The following is a 17568-nucleotide window of genomic DNA, read 5'->3' as shown; positions in this document are numbered from 1 at the left end:
TGATACTTATGACGAATAAAAAAACCATCTATTTCTTATGCACGGGGAACTCTTGCCGCAGCCAAATGGCAGAAGGATTGGCGAAACAGCTTCTTCCTGAATGGAATGTCAAAAGCGCAGGACTTGAAGCACATGGATTAAATCCAAATGCGGTCAAAGCCATGAAAGAAATCGATATTGATATTACAAATCAAACATCCGATGTGATCGATCCAGAAATACTGAATCATGCGGATTTAGTTGTGACATTATGCGGTCATGCGGATGAACACTGCCCGATGACACCGCCACATGTGAAACGTGTACACTGGGGGTTTGATGACCCAGCAAAAGCAGAAGGAACCGATGAAGAAAAATGGGCTTTCTTCCAAAGAGTGCGCGATGAGATTGGCGAACGCATTGAACGTTTTGCCAAAACAGGTGAATAATCTACCAACCAAAAGCCAAGGGAAAATCTCTTGGCTTTTGGCTTATCTTTATCGTCCATATCCTCCCATAGAGCCAGCATAAAGAATGGAAGGATACAGAGCTACATTAGAAATTAGCTAGTAACTAAGAGGGATGAAAACAACACACTACTAAGTATATGGAGGAATGGCAAAATGAAAATGACGGAACAGGCAAAAACCTATCTACAACAAGCTATGGAAACGAAAGGAGTATCTACTTTGCGCTTTTATGAGATTGCGGGATGCAGTGGAATGAACTTGGGAGTGGCACTTCAGGAAGCAAAAGAAAGAGATATTGCAGAAGATATCATGGGTGTTAAAATCGCGATCCAACCTGAAATCAAAGGCCAATTAACTAATGTAACTATTGATGCAGAAGAAGAAGATGGTGAATTAGGTCTTGTGTTAAATGGATATAATGAAGGAACGTGCGATTGATTGAACGTGATTGAAAACTATAATGTTATCAAAAAAATATGATGAGGGATGCGGGAATTATGACTGTAAATCATGGAGGTAATTTATCAGTTGAGTATTTTGAGAGCTTTCTAAATTTAATAATGAGTACAAGAGAGTTAAGCCCTGAAGATGCAAAATGTTGGATGGAAAAAGATTTTTTTAAAGGTAAACCAATTTTGTATGGTGAACCGACTCATCATAGTTTCTTGTGGCAGTAAAAAATGTTGTAAGGAGCCGCTGAATGAAGGTAGTATGCGCTATCTTACCAGCGAATAGTTGCTGAAATTTAACTACATGTAAATTTCAGTATAGTGGAACATTCGAAATAATCCTATCTTTCACACCAATCGTATGATATGATAAAGGTTAACGAAAGAGGACGTGATAAAATGATTAACATTGTAATCCCTAAACCAGATTTAACCATTACCCAAAGACAGCAACAGCCAAAAGAAGGCGAACCAGTCATAAAGCCAATCTATGGCTTCATCGATTTTCACCAGATTCCCCGCGACAAAGGCGGCCTGATCTTATTTTATAATCGCAGCGACGAGCTTCTCTTTGCCGGGAAAGCGCGAAAACTGCGCCAAAGAGTAAAAAAGCATTTCGAGGACAACGTAAGCCCAATCAAAGATCACAGAGCTGAAGTTCATAAAATTGAATTGATGATCGTAGAAGACCCAATGGAACGTGAAATTTATGAAACCTACATCATCAATACACTTCGCGCAAAATATAATGTCGACAAAGTGTTTTTTAGTTAAGTGAGAAACACAAAGCTGCATATCAACCGAATCCCAAACCACAACTTTGTTGTGGTTTTTTATTTTTCGGGGAAGCGGTCACTGACATTAGTATGGAGAAAACCTTAATTATTCAAATAGATTGTAGAAGGTTAGGACTAAAGTATTCTAAACTGTTCATTTTTTAAATCTGTTATAAACATATGGCCTGGAGCATGGGTGATCATGATTTCTGGTTTTATATGCATGGCAACAGCTTGGGAAGTCACGCCGCATGCCCAAAAGACAGGGATACACTATCTTTTATAATTACGCTGTCACCGAAATCTGGATGATGGAGATCCTCTATGCCAATTGCAGCCGGATTGCCGATATGGATAGGAGCGCCATGTACAGAAGGTAACCGGCTAGTGACCTGGACTGCTCGAATAGCATCCTTTTCTCTCATCGGGCTATTCTAACAATCATAGATAAACATCCAATTATGAAGGTGAGGTCGTATGGTTTGCTATTATTGGAATTACCTGTTATTCTAAAGAAGAATTATTTTTGTTCGGTTTCAGATTGAGAAGAGAATTTGATTTTCGTCTAAGGTATTTGAGCAGGGATAGTAACACATTGTGTGGAATTCCACACTAGGAGGCAACAATTATGGAACAAGGTAAAGTGAAATGGTTTAATGCAGATAAAGGTTTTGGATTTATCGAACGTGAAGATGGAGAAGACGTATTCGTACATTTCTCAGCGATCCAAAGCGACGGTTTCAAATCTTTAGACGAAGGTCAAAGTGTAACGTTTGAAGTAGAACAAGGACAACGTGGCCCACAAGCTACAAACGTTCAAAAAGCTTAATAACAGCTAAAAATAGACCCTACATCTGTAGGGTCTATTTTTGTTTTTAATCAATTTTGGTGGTCAATAAAAAAAGCCTTATTCAATAAATGAATAAAGCTTGCAACAAATGAATGAAACTGTAATAGCAAATGGTAGGCTTAGTATAGCACAGTGCTTGCATAATCCCTAATTTAAATCAGTTTGTCTGCAAAAGGATTGTTTGTCTGTTTTTATATGAGTTTCCATATGCAAGATCCCGTGTAATTAAAAGAAGGTGGGTTCTATCCCACCTCCGTTATGCTTCCCATTTCTTTGGTCCTTTCTTAAATATTAGAATATGGTGTTATTATTATTACTATATTACTGTTCTTATTATGGATTAGGAGAAATAGGTGGTGGTTACACGGTTCCCTTATTTAGCTATGGCTTAGAGGGAGAAAGTTGTTGAAACCTAGCCTTCTTCCATAGATAAAGCATCTGCTTTGGTCATATGAACAGTGCCATTTGGATGGTTGGGAGGAGCATATATGGAGTATAGTTTTAACGGAATAGTACCAGTATTGGTCACATTGTGCCATGTTCCAGCAGGTATCATAATTGCTGAGTCGTCATAGATATTTCTTTTAAAGTTTAAATCTCCTTTAGTTTTGCCCATTTGAACAATTCCCTTCCCTTTTTCAATACGTAAGAATTGATCAACTTCAGGGTGAATCTCCAAACCGATATCTTCCCCAACATTGAGACTCATTAAAGTTACTTGTAAATGTGTTCCTGTCCATAATGCAGTGCGATACGTATTGTTTTGCTTTGTTGCTTTATTGATATCAACAACATATGGTCCCGGTCCATTATCTTTCAACATAACCCTTTCGTTAGCATGGGAAGAATGAAAAGAATCAAATCTGTTACCATAATCTATCTCATTAGAAAACGTCCTGTAAACGGAATGTCTAGCATAGTTATACCTTGGTATATTCATATAATAAGGATACGGATATGGATATATAAAAGGAACATAATACATTTTTTTCAATCCCTTCACATCTTATAAAATTATCTTATTCATTGTTTAAGAGAATGTACTTAGAGCTGGGGTAATTATTAGGCTTTTTGAAATTCTTAAATGAATGAAGCTAGGTACCAATGCATCCCTTACAAACCCTGAGTTGATGAGCGGGGAAGCGATTGAATTTGCGAAGCTCAATGCAGGTATGGAGCAGCCGTCACGAACAGGCATTACCCCCTATAGTTTGGGCATCAAAATGGTTGAGGATATCGAAGGGCGATAAAACAGTCTGGATGAAGAGATGAGAAGGAGCGTTCCGCATATCGAAGATGCTCTTACTTGAATTTGAGAGTGCTGTAATATGTAGTAATTCAAAAAGGTATCAATTGAAATATTTAGTAATTTTCGTGTCTTATTTTTGGGAATCGTGTTAAAATTTGTATCTGTCGGTCGTTTGGAGGTGACCGAGAGCTTCAAGGGATTGGATCCTAGGAAAAAGAAAATCGCATTTATTATACATATTCATTGATGTGAGCATTTTAATTCTTTATGCTTCAACCGGTTTATCAGCGAGCAGTGATTTCGATCATATCTTGGGGCAAACCATGGTGGTTTACGGGGGAACCACTATATTGCGTTAAGCGGGATTGGAGGAAGCATTAGGCTTCCTCGTTACAGACAACTAAGGGGGATTTGTATGACTAGTAAGAAAAAAATTCATTATGCCTGGTGGATACTGGTGGGGCTTTGTATAATTGTCGGTATCGGGAAAGGGGCGGTAAATAACTCCGCAAGCCTTTTCTTAACGCCTATTTCAAAAGACTTGGATATTGGGCTTGGGAACTTGACTTTATATTTAAGTGTATCGGCTGTGGTCACCATGTTATTTCTTCCTTTTGGGGGAAAATTGATGGCCAAGTACGATATTCGGTTGCTCTTGATTTTGGCAATCTTTTTGCAAGCAGGTTCTTATGTGGTGTTCAGCATGATGAATTCAGTATGGGGATGGTATGTATTTGCGGTTCCGTTGGCTGTTGGAGGTGTCTTTATCACCGTGATTGCTGGACCTGTCCTGATCAACCAATGGTTTAAAAAAAGGAACGGGTTGGCGCTTGGTATCCTGACAGCAACTGGCGGTCTGATTGGGGCCGTCGCTCAGCCGATGATCGGAAATTTAATTGTGAGTCATGGGTGGAGATACTCGTATGTGGCAGTCGGAGTCGCGGCTATTGTCATCGTGGTCCCAATCGTTCTTCTCCTGATTAAAACCTTGTCTCCAGCAAAAGGGTTATATCCATACGGAACAGCTGAGATAGGGAAAGACTCAACAGACCAAACAGAACAAACGCAAGAAGAAGGAGTTACCATGGCGGTGGCGAAAAAATCATCTGCTTTTTATGGATTGGCCATTTTCTTCTTCTTGATCACATCGATAGCCAGCTTTTCCATGCACTTTCCGACTTATCTAGTTGGCAAGGGGTATACGCAATCGTTCGCAGGAAGCGCTATGGGTATCTATATGCTTGGTGTGGTGCTGGGGTCACTTGTGGTCGGGATTTTAAATGACAAAATAGGTTCGAAAAATACCACCATATTCACGATGGTGTTGGGAATGGTTTCCGTTTCCCTTTTATTGTTCGCTTCATCCAGCTCGGCTATGATTTTCGTTTCGCTCGTCCTTTTTGCCTTTGTGACCTGCGGAATCGGCACATTAGCACCTGCGTTGACGCAAAGTTTATTTGGAAACAAAGAGTACAGCCAAATTTACTCCACAGCTTCTTTAGGATTAGCAGTCGCTTCTATTGTGGCCCTTCCTGCTTATGGATATATATTTCAATTCACAGGAAGCTATACGGCAGGACTGTACGCCATCCTGATCATGTTAGTCATCAATATTCTTGCCGTTCTCTTTGCATATAAAGGGAAGGATAAATTAGTAGAATCAGGAGTGTGGGATTCCAAACACTTGAATATCTGAAACCATTGACCTGCTCTAGCAGGTCTTTTTTTCTGACCTGGGTTAGAACGGGGCATTTTACTGTTTTAACCTTGCATCCTTTTTACTATATAGTATTATTTACCTTCCCTTTGCTATATTCGGTTAGATAATCAAAACTTTCATAAGTTAAATCATTCTTGTTTATTCAAAGTCTACTATTAGTTGTGGTGGCAATAGTAGAAGATTACAGGTATTAATGGACAGTTTAATCTTATTCTTTGCTATTTCTAAATATATCTGTTATTCTAAAGAAGAATTATTTTTGTTCGGTTTCAGATTGAGAAGCAGTTTTGATTTTCGTCTAAGGTATTTGAGCAAGGATAGTAATACATTGTGTGGACATCCACACTAGGAGGCAACAATTATGGAACAAGGTAAAGTGAAATGGTTTAATGCAGAAAAAGGTTTTGGATTTATCGAACGTGAAGGCGGAGAAGACGTATTCGTACATTTCTCAGCGATCCAAAGCGATGGCTTCAAATCTTTAGACGAAGGTCAAAGCGTAACGTTTGAAGTAGAACAAGGACAACGTGGCCCACAAGCTACAAACGTTCAAAAAGCTTAATAACAGCTAAAAATAGACCCTACATTTGTAGGGTCTATTTTTGTTTTTAATCATTTTGCTGGTCAATAAAAAAAGCCTTATTCAATAAATGAATAAAGCTTGTGCAACAAACGAATGAAACTGTAATAGCAAATGGTAGGCTAAGTATAGCATAGCGCTTGAATAATCCCTAATTTAACCTTGCCTACTTGTAAGGGATTTTTTATCAAATGTTCTACCCCTTTTAGCTCTATTTATTCGTCTCGTGGACATCTTCTAATATTTCCTCATCCAGTAATAGGGGGGACTTCCAACCAAATTATTAAGCTCTGAATTGGGCAAGGAGACCGCCAATCACTACTTTCTTCCACATTATAATTTTAACGCTTGCTTTTCTCTCAAATAAATAAATTAATAAGATGATTTTTTATTTCTATTTGAAAAATCTTTTAAACAAATATAGAGATAAAATTGATGGATCTGTTTAAGCACAGATATGGTAACTATTCCTTAGAGTAGTTTGGAAGTGACAGTTATAGAGGGAGTTTAACAAGTATTATGTTCGATTACTGGCGCAGCTTTCTTGCAATATTTGGTTGAAGAAAGGGCTAATAATGACCCAAAGCAAGTTTTCAAAGACTATCATAATTAATTGGCATAACGAAGGAAGAACAAAGCCTTTAATAGAGTACTTCCAATTGGAAAACATATTTTAATGCACGTAAAAAGGATTGAATCTTATTATTGATTCAATCCTTCTAGCTATTAATTAATATTACTTATTCAACAATTACTGTTTCTTTGTAAGGAGTATCTTCGCTGGATGTACCAAGATATACAGTGTACTCGCCAGGTTTCACCACGAAATCGTGTTCGTAGTAGTCCCATACACCCATTGGATGGTTCGTGGCAGTTGGGTCAATCGTGATGCTAACTTCACGTGACTCATTAGGCTCTAAGTAAACTTTTTGGAAACCAACAAGACGCTTAGGTGGCTGTCCCTGGACAGGAATACCTAGATATACTTGAACAACCTCAGCTCCAGCAACTTTTCCTGTGTTGGTTACGTTCACTTTTACCGTGATAGGGGATTTTCCATCTGTTTGTGATGGTGTTACTGAGAATCTGGAAAGCTCAAAGGTTGTGTAGGATAGACCGTATCCAAACGGGAATAATGGCTTAATTCCTTGGGACTGGAACCAACGATAGCCCATGTTAAGGCCCTCAGAATATCGGATAACCGGGAAGCCATTGCCTTCATCTGTACCAGGATAGCGCTCAGGTCTGCCTGCGTATAAAAGATCATCCTCAGAAGCTGCGTATGTGGTAGGAACTTTACCGGATGGATTTACAACGCCAAAGAGTAAATCGGCAACGACGTGACCATCTTCAGTACCTTGGTTCCACGCCTCAAGAACAGCTTTAGCCTTATGGATCCATGGCATCATGACAGGGCTGCTGTCTTTCATGACTACAACCGTTTGCGGGTTGATATCCAATAGTTCGTCGATCATACGATTCTGATCATTTAGCATGTTTGGACTAGGTAAATCAAAACCTTCAGAGGCAACCAAGCCGGCCATTAGAATAATCATATCAGCTTTAGCAGCAGCTTCTTTGGCTTCGTCAAGGTTTGAAAGATCTTTTGCGACAGTAACCTTGCTGACTGACGTGTGTGAACCAAGACCTTTAAGGACATTTTGCATGCCTTCTACTGGTGGTACCGTGTAGAGCGGAGTAACCTTTGAAGAACCACCCCCACCATTGCACGCATCATCAACGTACTCAGATTGACCAATGATTACTATGGAGTCATAAGCTTTCGGATCAAGTGGCAGCATTTTGCCTTCATTTTTCAGAAGAACAGCGGTCTGGGAACCGATTTTGCGAGATCTAGCACCATGACCTTTTGCATCAATCTCACCTGGGTTGTAAGGGCGCTCGAATTGACCGAAACGGAACATTTGCGTATAGCGGCGAACCAATGCACGGTCAACCGTTTCAATCTCAAGGCTAGTGTCTTGAAGGGCATTCTTGACATTCGTCTCGTTCAACCATTTAGCATCTGGCATCTCATGGTCCATACCAGCGTTCAAAGAAGCGGCAGCAGAACGGCAAGACCAGAAGTCAGATTGAACATATCCTTGGAAGCCCCACTCGTCACGGAGTATATCGTTGAGGAGATATCGGCTTTCAGTTGCATATACACCACGGACGCGGTTGTAGGCACTCATCATTGCAGCAATATCCCCGTCCTTAACTAGCATTTCGAACGGAAGCAGGTAAAGCTCACGCAATACGTGCTCATCCAACTCAACACTTGTGCGGAAGCGCTCGTACTCCTGGTCGTTAACAGCATAATGCTTACCCATGGCGATAACATCATGGTCTTGAATCGCTTTCGTAACCTCAACGCCCATTACGCCAGAAAGGTATGGATCTTCAGAGAAATATTCAAAGTTACGTCCAGCAATTGGCGTTCTGTGTAAGCAAACACCTGGTCCTTCTAGAACATGCTGACCAAGCGTAGCTGTTTCTGAACCAATGATATCTCCATACTCACGCGCTAGCTCTGGATCAAAGCCTGCCGCAAGTCCAATCGTCATTGGCAAAGCCGTAGCAGGCGGGCTTGGGTGTCCGTCGCCCATTCCAACGCCTACAGGGCCGTTAGTAATACGAAAACGTGGGATTCCTAACTCATCAATACCTTTTACATGGCGCTGTACCTGGATTTGGGCCATAAGTTGATCTTGTTCCTCAGGGCTCATGGCATTCATCTCATCCATAGATGGCATGTCATAAATATTAATCGTATTCATCGCGCCATGAAGCTGGGCAATTTTTTGCTCCAATGTCATAGCAGCTACAAGCTTTTCAGCACGTTCACGTGGTGACAATGACTTGTCCATCCATGGAAACTGTCCATTCTTTTCTGTATCAGTAGTATGTTGATTATTCATGATGAACACTCCTAACACAATATTTTTATAAAAATAAACGTATTATTTCTAATACTTTTACCTTATAGCTAAATGCTAAATCGCTTACATATTTAAGATAACCAGATAATTCTATAAAATCCTAAGTAAAGAAAATGAGACTTCCCTTGTTAAATCTGTGGAATTCTCTTATATAATTTGGTTTCAATGTGTAAATTATATTTTTTTTATCATCCTTTTACTCGTACTATTTTTGTTTTATTAGTAGATATTTTAGTATTATGATAATTAATAAGTGAAAAATCGAATAAATGAGTTTCTTCGAGTATATGATGGTTTAAATTAGAAATGCAGTGAAAGCGATGCAGGAAGTAAATATAGACATAACGAATCACACATCAGATATGATTGATCCGAACATTTTAAATCATGCAGATTTGTTCCTAACTTTATGTGGACATGCAGATGCACATTGCCCAGTAACGCCGCCAAGCGTAATATGAGTTCATTGAGGATTTGATGATCCGGCGAAAGCGGAAGAAAGTGAGGAAGAAAAATGGGCATTCTTCCAAAGGGTACGTGATGAGATAAGAGATCGCATCGACCGGTTCGCTAAAACTGGGGAATAAGCCTGTCAATTATTAAAGCTAATCTAATAAAAAAAGCTAATCATCAGATTAGCTTTTTTTATTAGATAGTGAATTGGACATATGTATCATTAATCAATTTTAGCTAATTGCTGAAGCCGTTCCTTATCTATAATAATATAGCCACGTTCATATTTATTTATAAGATTTGCTTTACAGAAATGTGATAGAACATGTAATAAGTGGCGATAGGAGACACCTAAATACTCACTGACTTCAGTATGTTTTTCTTTGTAAAAATCATTTTCAGCTGACATTAGAATAAATGAGGCCAACCGATTTTCGAGTGGATAAATTTGTGTTTGAACAGATTTAAATGAGAGAAGATGTGTCTTTTTGCTTAAAAATATGGACAGATGCCTGAGGAAAACAGGATCCTTCAATAGTTTTTCTTTACAAGAATGCATAGGGATAGCAAAACAAATGACTTTTGTTGATGTTTGAACTCCTATGGAATATTTTTCGGCATTTAACAATTCGAGTTCGCCTACAAAGGAAGGTGCTTCAATAAAATTTAGGAGAGATACTTTCCCGTTTTCATGAGTAATATATAATTTCGCTTTTCCTTCGACAAGGAGATATAAGTATTCCGGTATAGAACCTTCTTTATATATGAATTCTCCACGCTCAAATTGATGGACTTGAATATACGGTTTAATCGAAAAGCTGAAATAAGATTGAATATTGTATAAATCAATGTATTGACTACGCAAGGGTTCAGATAAAAACTGCACTTTTTTCCTCCAGATTACTAAAAATATGAGATATCTCACATTATTGTATAGGTGAACATGCTATGATGCAATCAATATGGAGGGAAAAAGAATGAACAATTCACGTTGGTTTTCACAGAACTTTTTTATGTTTTTTATGACATGGGGTATATTTCTCCCTTATTGGACGGGCTTTCTTGTCCAAGGAAAAGGATTAACAGTTTCAGAAGCAAGTTTGATTATGGGATTTGGATTGGTCATACGGGGGATATCCGCTTTATTTGCTTATCCACTTGCCTCTAAATATTGGAGCGCCCATAAAGTCGTTGTTATGTTAATAATTAGCTCATTAGTGGGGACACTCCTTTATATTCCTTCGACATCATTTAGTTCACTATTTGTTGTTACTCTCATTTTTAGTGTCTTTTATCCAACCTTGTTACCCGCGGTGGAAAGTACGGCAGTTATTCTAATGAAACAAGGAGATGGAGCATACGGAAAAGCTCGTTCATATGGATCTCTTGGTTTTATAGTCTCTGTGCTCATGATTAGTATGGTTACCGGATATTTTGGAGACAAAGCAATTTTATGGGCGATGATGTTTATGCTTGCAATAATGCTTATCAAGTATATGTTACCAACACCATCAATATTGTTAGAGAAGCCGATTCAACAAGATAGTAAGAATTCCATGAAGATGAGCAGCTTATGGAAGATTAAAAGCTTTCCAATTGTTTTGCTGATTGTATTTTTACTTCAGGGTGCCCATGCTTCCTATTATAATTATGGGTATATCTATTTACAGGATCTAGGTGTGAACACCTATTATATTGGAATGATAATAAATATTGCTGTGCTTTTTGAAATCATCTGCTTTGCAAAGGCTGATCATCTGTTTAGAAAATGGCAACCATCTTCGTTACTATTGATAGCCGCAATTGGTTCGACTTTACGTTGGCTACTCATATTTATATTTCCTAATGTATGGGTCTTTATGTTATCGCAGAGTTTGCATGCACTGTCATTTGCGTTAGCCCACTATGCATTTATTCTCTATATAACAAATTCGTTGCCCAAAGAGCAAAATTCCAATGCGCAAGGAGTATATTCAGCTTTTGCGATGAGTTTTAGCACAGCGATATTGACATTGGCAGGCGGATTTTTATATGATATTTCTCCAGGACTCTCTTTCGCTGGAATGGCCATTTTTACATTGCCTGCAATTTGGATCATTTTAGTGACAAGAAGAAAATATAGTTACTAACTTGGTATAATATAGGAAACGAGTGTCTTTATTCAATTTAATATGGTTGGAGATGATCAGGATGGTAAATAAAGAAACATTAATGGAAAGTGCCCGTGCAGTAAAATCAAATGCGTATATGCCGTATTCTAAATTTCCTGTGGGAGCTGCCCTTTTGCTAAAAGACGGAAGCGTTATCAATGGAGTAAATGTTGAAAACGTTTCATTTGGGGCAACCAATTGTGCAGAAAGAACCGCTATTTTTACGGCTATTACGAAAGGGTATAAAAAAGGAGATTTTCAAGCGATAGCGATTGCCGGGGCTACAGAGGATTATCTTCCTCCTTGCAGTATTTGTAGACAAGTATTAGTGGAATTTTGCCCACCTGACATGCCTGTTTATTTAACGAATGCTAAAAATGAATGTAAAGAATTGACTCTAAAAGAATTAGTGCCATATGCCTTTACAGACTTAGATATGTAAAAATAGGTAAGAAAAGAGAGAGCCGGTTTAGACTGGCTCTCTCTTGCATTTTATTGAATGGAATCAGCAATTACTAAAGGCAGGGTAATGTCCCATCCTGCTTAAGATGTATAGGTATAGGATCCAGTTACTTTCCCTTAGAATTAATCCTCGAACAGATTACTCGTTGTAGAAAAAGTTTATCAAGTATTGAATAATGTATAATAAAAAAGTTAGATTTGAAGTTATTGGATATGATTAAATAAATGTTTATTCTAATTCATCGCTAGGGGTCATTTTATGAAGGTATTTAGATTAAATAAACAGTTTAAAGGTTTTAAAAAAGGAACAGAGTTTTACTTGATTGCAGAATCAGAATTTATAGGGATTAAAGAGTATGTATTACGAACGAAGGATTTAAAAAATGTGATATCTGCAAATGAGAGTGAATTTACAAAGAATTTTATATTAATGAAGAATTAATTTTGCTGGTTTAATACAAGGGATAAGAACAGGGTATTCATAAGCTGGCCAGAAATGATGATTGATAAAGTAAAAGTCAGCTCGTTTGCTGACTTTTATAAAAAGAAGCGTTTTTGCTGGATAATTGATTTAATTTTTCTAAGACATAGTCATTTCCTTTGTTTAATTCGGATCTTAGTTCTTTTAATTTCTTCGCTCTTTTATATTCCATAATTTTATAATAATATTCGGAAGCATCTGTTGTTGTGTCAACAGCTTTTGCAGCCTTTAAGATTTCAATATTAATCATACTTTTTAAGTTTGTATTTACAATAGTCTCTTTCATAATAGTCACCTCATTTAATTCATGATTATATACTAGCATAATAATTTTTTGATTCTTAATAACTAACATACCTGTTAGATACTTATGGTCTGCTTGTTAACTTGCGGTATTTTCATTATTTTCTAAAAATAATGAAAATAGACAGATGCTTGTCTATTTTTTTGTATCGCTTGTAAACAATCAGAAGAACGAGCAGATAAATAAAATAGACTATTATCCTGTTTATAAAAAATTAAGAAAATCTAAAGCTGGGATAATAAGTTAATCTGTTTGTATTTGAGAGCTCTATAACAAAGATGGTTGGAGTTGCGTTAACAAAAACACGTTGTAAGTTTAAGACTATGAAAAACTGGGAAGATAAAGAGTGAAATTATTAAGTACATCATTGCAATTCTAAAAATTGCCAAATCCTGAAAAACATGTTACTATAAAGAAGAATTATTTTTGTTCTAGACAGATTTAGAAGTGATTTTGTTTTTCGTCTAAGGTGATTTGAGCAAGGATAGTAATACATTGTGTGATGTACACACTGGGAGGCAACAAACATGGAACAAGGTAAAGTTAAATGGTTTAATGCAGAAAAAGGTTTTGGATTTATCGAACGTGAAGATGGGGAAGATGTATTCGTACATTTCTCAGCAATTCAAGGCGAAGGTTTCAAATCTTTAGACGAAGGTCAAAGTGTAACGTTTGAAGTAGAACAAGGTCAACGTGGCCCTCAAGCTACTAACGTTCAAAAAGCATAATAACCTAACCTATAACTGAAAGACTCTCCTTGGAGAGTCTTTTTTATTTAAAACAAATAAACTGTTGATTCGAAGTATTCTTTATTTATATTTCTTGTACTAAAGCAGATATCTTAATAATCTCCAAAGGTATATAGTATAATGAGTCTAATATCTTAATATTAATAAGGAAAGTCCCCATTTCAAATAAGCCTAGATCGTTTTGGACTTATATGATATGGGGATTTTATTTTAAAATGAGGTGTTTATGATAACGTATAAAGCTCTAGCGGATAGCGTAGAGATTGAAATGAATGGGCTCAAACCAAGATTAGTGAAATATAGTCTAGATCTAATACTAATTGGTACAGGCAGGAGTGCCTATGTATTTAAAATTAAAGATAAAGATTTAGCTTTAAAAGTATACTTTCCGCACATAAAGAGAATAGCTTTTGAGGAAGCGGCTATTTACCGTAAATTGAAGCATATAGAATATTATCCAACGTTATATGATGATGGTAATAATTATATCGTCATTGATTTTATAGAGGGCTATACATTATTTCAGTGTTTACAAAGAGGTATTTTTGTTCCAGAAAGGAAGTTTAAAGAGATAAGCAAGGCTTTAAAATTGGCGGAGGAAGTAGGATTGAATCCCTCTGATATACACCTTAAAAATATCATTCTTACTTCGAGTGATGAAGTCAAAGTGATTGATGTTGCTCGATTCATGCAACAGGAAAAAGATAATCAATGGAATGATATAGAGAGAGCGTACTTCCAGATGTACTCTAAACAATATTTCCCTAAAAAAATTCCTGCCTTCATTCTCAACTTCATTTCATTTATTTATAAAAAAAGGTATCTACCAAAAGCATTAAGAGTTTTATTTGGTTCTGCCGAATAGAATTTTTTTGCTCTGAACCGTTAAAAAAAGAAGTTATGCAGTTGGGATTATATCGAAAACTTATTTCAACAGACAAGTATGGTGGTTATTTACCAATAAAACACTACTTCTAATGGCCGGTTGTCATGGTTATAATCTTTTTTATGGATATAAACATGAAATTTAATTTATGTTTGTAAAATGAGAATACTATTGAATGATAATAGTTAATTCTGCGGAGGTTAATAAATATGACAACATTGCCAAATTGCCCTAAATGTAATTCTGAATACACATATGAAGATGGTCCGCTTTTAGTTTGTCCAGAGTGTGGACATGAGTGGACGTTAGAAACTGAAAGTGAAGAGGTAAAAGTGTACAAGGATGCTAACGGAAATGTTTTAAATGATGGGGATACTGTTACAGTTATTAAGGATTTAAAGGTTAAAGGCAGCTCATCAGTTTTAAAACAGGGTACAAAAGTGAAAAATATTCGTCTAGTAGATGCTGATCACGATATTGATTGCAAAATAGACGGCTTTGGACCAATGAAATTGAAATCTGAATTTGTTAAAAAGATATAAATAATGTTTTAAAAATGCGTTCAACAAAATAATTGTTGGACGCATTTTTATGAGATAAAGATAAAGAAGCAAAATTGTTAAATTGATTGTAAAGATTACATATAAGGAATTGCGGAACTCGCAATGTCTTTTGTATGTTTATGACTTATTCTATTAAAGGGTAGCTAAAGGTTCAAAAGAAGTATATAGTTTATATTTTACATCCATATAAATAGTGATTATAATCTGTAAGGTATATTATATTTTTAAAAGCTGCAGAGCTTTTGTGCAGCAGGTGGATTTTTGAATGTGTTGTTTTCGCCACCCATCCCTTTATTAGGGGTGGGTGTTTTTTATTTTTGGCCAGCTTCAGCTCCTAGGCCTTCGAGTCATAAGTGTAGCTGCTGCGAGAGAAAAAGAACTCTCTCTACGCACCTCCTCTTATGCTTGTCAGGCCTGGACAGTCGCTTCAGCTTTATATGCAATCTAGCTTCAACGGCTAGGAGCTCATGACATAAGCATGGTTACTACGGGAGGGAAAACACCTCCCTTCGTGCCCCTGTCTTATGCTCCTCGCTCCTAGGCAAGCCGTTTCAGCTTTTTATTTAATCTAGCTTCAGCTCCTAGGCCTTCGAGTCATAAGTGTAGCTGCTGCGAGAGAAAAAGAACTCTCTCTACGCACCTCCTCTTATGCTTGTCAGGCCTGGACAGTCGCTTCAGCTTTATATGCAATCTAGCTTCAACGGCTAGGAGCTCAGGACATAAGCATGGTCACTACGGGAGGGAAAACACCTCCCTTTGTGCCCCTGTCTTATGCTCCTCGCTCCTGAACAAGCCGTTTCAGCTTTATATTTAATCTAGCTTCAACGGCTAGGAGCTCAGGACATAAGCATGGTCACTACGGGAGGGAAAATACCTCCCTTCGTGCCCCTGTCTTATGCTCCTCGCTCCTGAACAAGCCGTTTCAGCTTTTTAATTAAGGGGGATTTTATTTTGGGGATTTGGAAGTATGCTTTGCTTGTTTTTTTAGGTGGATGTTCGTATGGAGTGGTTTCTACTTTTGTGAAACTTGCCTATGGGGAAGGATTTACACAGGGTGAAATTACGGGGAGTCAGTATTTCTTGGGTGCTGTTATGCTATGGATTGTTGCAATATTTGTACCTAAGGTTAAGCTCTCAGGTAAGCAAATGGTAACTTTATTAATAAGTGGGTTCCCAATGGGTCTGACGGGAATCTTTTATAATAAATCGTTGACTTATGTAGATGCTTCGTTTGCCATCATTTTGCTGTTACAATTTACATGGATTAGTTTTGTTTTACAATATATACTTGACAAAAAGGCTCCTGGTAAGAAAAATACTATTGCCACAGTAGTCATTTTATTAGGATCCATTCTTGCATCAGGTGTCATGGCAAGTAATGGTGAACTTTCTCTCGCGGGTATAATTTGGGGACTTTTATCTGCAGCATCATTTGCCTCCTTCATTGTGGTGAGTGGGCGCAGCAATATTGAAATTCATCCCATTTATAAGAGTGCGATGATGACAACGGGGGCAGCATTACTTATTTTAATAGTATTCCCGCCAATGTTCCTTCTAAATGGTTCATTGATGGATGGTTTATTTAAATATAGTATAGTTGCAGGTTTATGCGCTTCCTTAATCCCACCATTATTCTTTAATATAGGTATGCCTAAGATAGGAAGCGGGCTTGGGACCATCTTAAGTGCTTCAGAATTGCCTATGGCTGTATTCATGTCTGCTTTGGTGCTCAATGAAACAGTAACTGCTATACAATGGATGGGTGTTATTATTATTTTATGCGGAATTGCTTATCCAAATATGAGGGTAAGATGGAAACGTAAAATTCAGAATGAACCAATTGAATTGTGATTCTAATATTCTTGTATGATAAAGATTAGCATAGCTCATACGAAGGCTGTCGACATTGTCGACAGTCTTTTTCTTTCTTGATAAACCACATTAACAAGTGGACGTCTTTGTTATTAGGAACCCCAATATAAATCATCTATCTTAAAAAGAAATATATTGTAAAAATAGATATTTATCTAAGCTCAAAACTAGAATAGTCCAATCCTTTTTCTTATTCAAACATATATTTGAATGATAAGTATGGAGGGTATATAATATAATCAAACGAAGGTTTGAATGAAGAGGGTGAAATAGTGAGAAAAAAGGATACATGTGATGTATACACATTTGATCAAACAAAGGTAGATCGTATTCAGGCAGATATACAAAATGAGAATTTGAGCAGTGTTGCTCAATTATTTAAAGCGCTTGCTGATGAAAATAGAGCGAAAATTACGTATGCTCTTTGCCAAGATGAAGAATTATGTGTATGTGACATAGCGAATATTATTGGTTCATCAGTAGCGACTGCTTCTCACCATCTAAGATCTCTTTACAAACAGGATATTGTTAAGTATCGAAAAGAAGGTAAATTAGCACTATATTCATTGGATGATGAACATATTAAACAAATCATGATGATAGCCTTGATGCATAAAAAAGAGGTGAAATAAA

General features: G+C 37.2%; 19 protein-coding genes and 3 pseudogenes. 17 read left to right on the top strand and 5 right to left on the bottom strand.

Annotation, left to right across the window (positions count from 1 at the left end):
- The first annotated feature begins 8 nt into the window (after positions 1 to 8).
- The 4 genes from arsC to AC4G3K_RS09915 all read left to right on the top strand — a co-directional run bounded on the left by arsC (position 9) and on the right by AC4G3K_RS09915 (position 1672).
- Positions 9 to 428, top strand: a complete 420-nt coding sequence (gene arsC, locus AC4G3K_RS09930) for an arsenate reductase (thioredoxin) (RefSeq protein WP_491133203.1) — start codon at positions 9 to 11, stop codon at positions 426 to 428.
- A 174-nt stretch (positions 429 to 602) separates the two neighbouring features.
- The gene (locus tag AC4G3K_RS09925) at positions 603 to 887 is read left to right on the top strand and encodes an iron-sulfur cluster biosynthesis family protein (protein ID WP_491133202.1); all 285 of its coding nucleotides are present in this window, start codon (positions 603 to 605) and stop codon (positions 885 to 887) included.
- A 59-nt stretch (positions 888 to 946) separates the two neighbouring features.
- A complete protein-coding gene (locus AC4G3K_RS09920) occupies positions 947 to 1126 on the top strand; it encodes a hypothetical protein (RefSeq protein WP_491133201.1) in 180 nt (59 codons plus the stop codon).
- Positions 1127 to 1297: 171 nt separating this feature from the next.
- On the top strand, positions 1298 to 1672 hold the full coding sequence (locus AC4G3K_RS09915; protein WP_491076347.1) for a nucleotide excision repair endonuclease: 375 nt from the start codon (positions 1298 to 1300) through the stop codon (positions 1670 to 1672).
- A 137-nt stretch (positions 1673 to 1809) separates the two neighbouring features.
- Here AC4G3K_RS09915 and AC4G3K_RS09910 read toward each other — a convergent pair.
- Positions 1810 to 2102, bottom strand: a pseudogene (locus tag AC4G3K_RS09910) (D-glutamate cyclase family protein); the annotation flags it as partial.
- Positions 2103 to 2302: 200 nt separating this feature from the next.
- On the opposite strand from AC4G3K_RS09910, the gene AC4G3K_RS09905 reads away from it, so the two are divergent.
- The gene (locus AC4G3K_RS09905) at positions 2303 to 2503 is read left to right on the top strand and encodes a cold-shock protein (protein ID WP_491074947.1); all 201 of its coding nucleotides are present in this window, start codon (positions 2303 to 2305) and stop codon (positions 2501 to 2503) included.
- A 433-nt stretch (positions 2504 to 2936) separates the two neighbouring features.
- On the opposite strand, the gene AC4G3K_RS09900 is transcribed toward AC4G3K_RS09905, so the two are convergent.
- Positions 2937 to 3509 carry a cupin domain-containing protein gene (locus AC4G3K_RS09900; RefSeq protein ID WP_491133255.1) on the bottom strand — a complete coding sequence of 191 codons (573 nt, stop codon included), beginning with the start codon at positions 3507 to 3509 and terminating at the stop codon, positions 2937 to 2939.
- Between the two features lie 139 nt (positions 3510 to 3648).
- Between AC4G3K_RS09900 and AC4G3K_RS09895 the strand changes: the two are divergent.
- From AC4G3K_RS09895 to AC4G3K_RS09885, 3 genes and pseudogenes are all read left to right on the top strand, one after another.
- Positions 3649 to 3771: pseudogene (locus tag AC4G3K_RS09895) on the top strand (SpoVR family protein); the annotation flags it as partial.
- 417 nt (positions 3772 to 4188) lie between these two features.
- Positions 4189 to 5469, top strand: a complete 1281-nt coding sequence (locus AC4G3K_RS09890; RefSeq protein WP_491133200.1) for an MFS transporter — start codon at positions 4189 to 4191, stop codon at positions 5467 to 5469.
- A gap of 385 nt (positions 5470 to 5854) precedes the next feature.
- A complete protein-coding gene (locus tag AC4G3K_RS09885; RefSeq protein ID WP_491076348.1) occupies positions 5855 to 6055 on the top strand; it encodes a cold-shock protein in 201 nt (66 codons plus the stop codon).
- A 758-nt stretch (positions 6056 to 6813) separates the two neighbouring features.
- Here AC4G3K_RS09885 and AC4G3K_RS09880 read toward each other — a convergent pair.
- Complete coding sequence (locus AC4G3K_RS09880; RefSeq protein ID WP_491133199.1) at positions 6814 to 8931, bottom strand: beta-glucosidase family protein; 2118 nt, start codon at positions 8929 to 8931, stop codon at positions 6814 to 6816.
- 389 nt (positions 8932 to 9320) lie between these two features.
- On the opposite strand from AC4G3K_RS09880, the pseudogene AC4G3K_RS09875 reads away from it, so the two are divergent.
- Positions 9321 to 9602, top strand: a pseudogene (locus AC4G3K_RS09875) (low molecular weight phosphatase family protein); the annotation flags it as partial.
- Between the two features lie 89 nt (positions 9603 to 9691).
- Here AC4G3K_RS09875 and yeiL read toward each other — a convergent pair.
- The gene (gene yeiL, locus AC4G3K_RS09870; RefSeq protein ID WP_491133198.1) at positions 9692 to 10354 is read right to left on the bottom strand and encodes a transcriptional regulator YeiL; all 663 of its coding nucleotides are present in this window, start codon (positions 10352 to 10354) and stop codon (positions 9692 to 9694) included.
- A gap of 91 nt (positions 10355 to 10445) precedes the next feature.
- On the opposite strand from yeiL, the gene AC4G3K_RS09865 reads away from it, so the two are divergent.
- From AC4G3K_RS09865 to AC4G3K_RS09855, 3 genes are all read left to right on the top strand, one after another.
- Positions 10446 to 11597 carry an MFS transporter gene (locus AC4G3K_RS09865; protein ID WP_491133197.1) on the top strand — a complete coding sequence of 384 codons (1152 nt, stop codon included), beginning with the start codon at positions 10446 to 10448 and terminating at the stop codon, positions 11595 to 11597.
- 61 nt (positions 11598 to 11658) lie between these two features.
- A complete protein-coding gene (locus tag AC4G3K_RS09860; RefSeq protein ID WP_491076353.1) occupies positions 11659 to 12060 on the top strand; it encodes a cytidine deaminase in 402 nt (133 codons plus the stop codon).
- 279 nt (positions 12061 to 12339) lie between these two features.
- On the top strand, positions 12340 to 12522 hold the full coding sequence (locus tag AC4G3K_RS09855) for a hypothetical protein (RefSeq protein WP_491133196.1): 183 nt from the start codon (positions 12340 to 12342) through the stop codon (positions 12520 to 12522).
- A gap of 76 nt (positions 12523 to 12598) precedes the next feature.
- Here AC4G3K_RS09855 and AC4G3K_RS09850 read toward each other — a convergent pair whose 3' ends face one another.
- Positions 12599 to 12847 (bottom strand): hypothetical protein, encoded by a 249-nt coding sequence (locus AC4G3K_RS09850; RefSeq protein ID WP_491133195.1) that lies wholly within the window; start codon positions 12845 to 12847, stop codon positions 12599 to 12601.
- A 545-nt stretch (positions 12848 to 13392) separates the two neighbouring features.
- Here AC4G3K_RS09850 and AC4G3K_RS09845 point away from each other — a divergent pair.
- From AC4G3K_RS09845 to AC4G3K_RS09825, 5 genes are all read left to right on the top strand, one after another.
- Positions 13393 to 13593: a cold-shock protein gene (locus tag AC4G3K_RS09845; RefSeq protein WP_491076356.1), complete on the top strand. Its 201-nt coding sequence runs from the start codon at positions 13393 to 13395 to the stop codon at positions 13591 to 13593.
- Between the two features lie 247 nt (positions 13594 to 13840).
- Positions 13841 to 14479, top strand: coding sequence for a protein kinase domain-containing protein (locus AC4G3K_RS09840; protein WP_491133194.1), 639 nt, complete (start codon positions 13841 to 13843; stop codon positions 14477 to 14479).
- A 230-nt stretch (positions 14480 to 14709) separates the two neighbouring features.
- Positions 14710 to 15042 carry a zinc ribbon domain-containing protein YjdM gene (locus AC4G3K_RS09835; RefSeq protein WP_491076358.1) on the top strand — a complete coding sequence of 111 codons (333 nt, stop codon included), beginning with the start codon at positions 14710 to 14712 and terminating at the stop codon, positions 15040 to 15042.
- Positions 15043 to 16014: 972 nt separating this feature from the next.
- Positions 16015 to 16914 (top strand): EamA family transporter, encoded by a 900-nt coding sequence (locus AC4G3K_RS09830; protein ID WP_491076359.1) that lies wholly within the window; start codon positions 16015 to 16017, stop codon positions 16912 to 16914.
- 293 nt (positions 16915 to 17207) lie between these two features.
- Positions 17208 to 17567: an ArsR/SmtB family transcription factor gene (locus AC4G3K_RS09825; RefSeq protein ID WP_491133193.1), complete on the top strand. Its 360-nt coding sequence runs from the start codon at positions 17208 to 17210 to the stop codon at positions 17565 to 17567.
- Position 17568 lies beyond the last annotated feature (1 nt).

This window comes from Bacillus sp. z26 (assembly GCF_058313635.1).
This window is presented reverse-complemented; position numbering and strand designations above follow the sequence as displayed.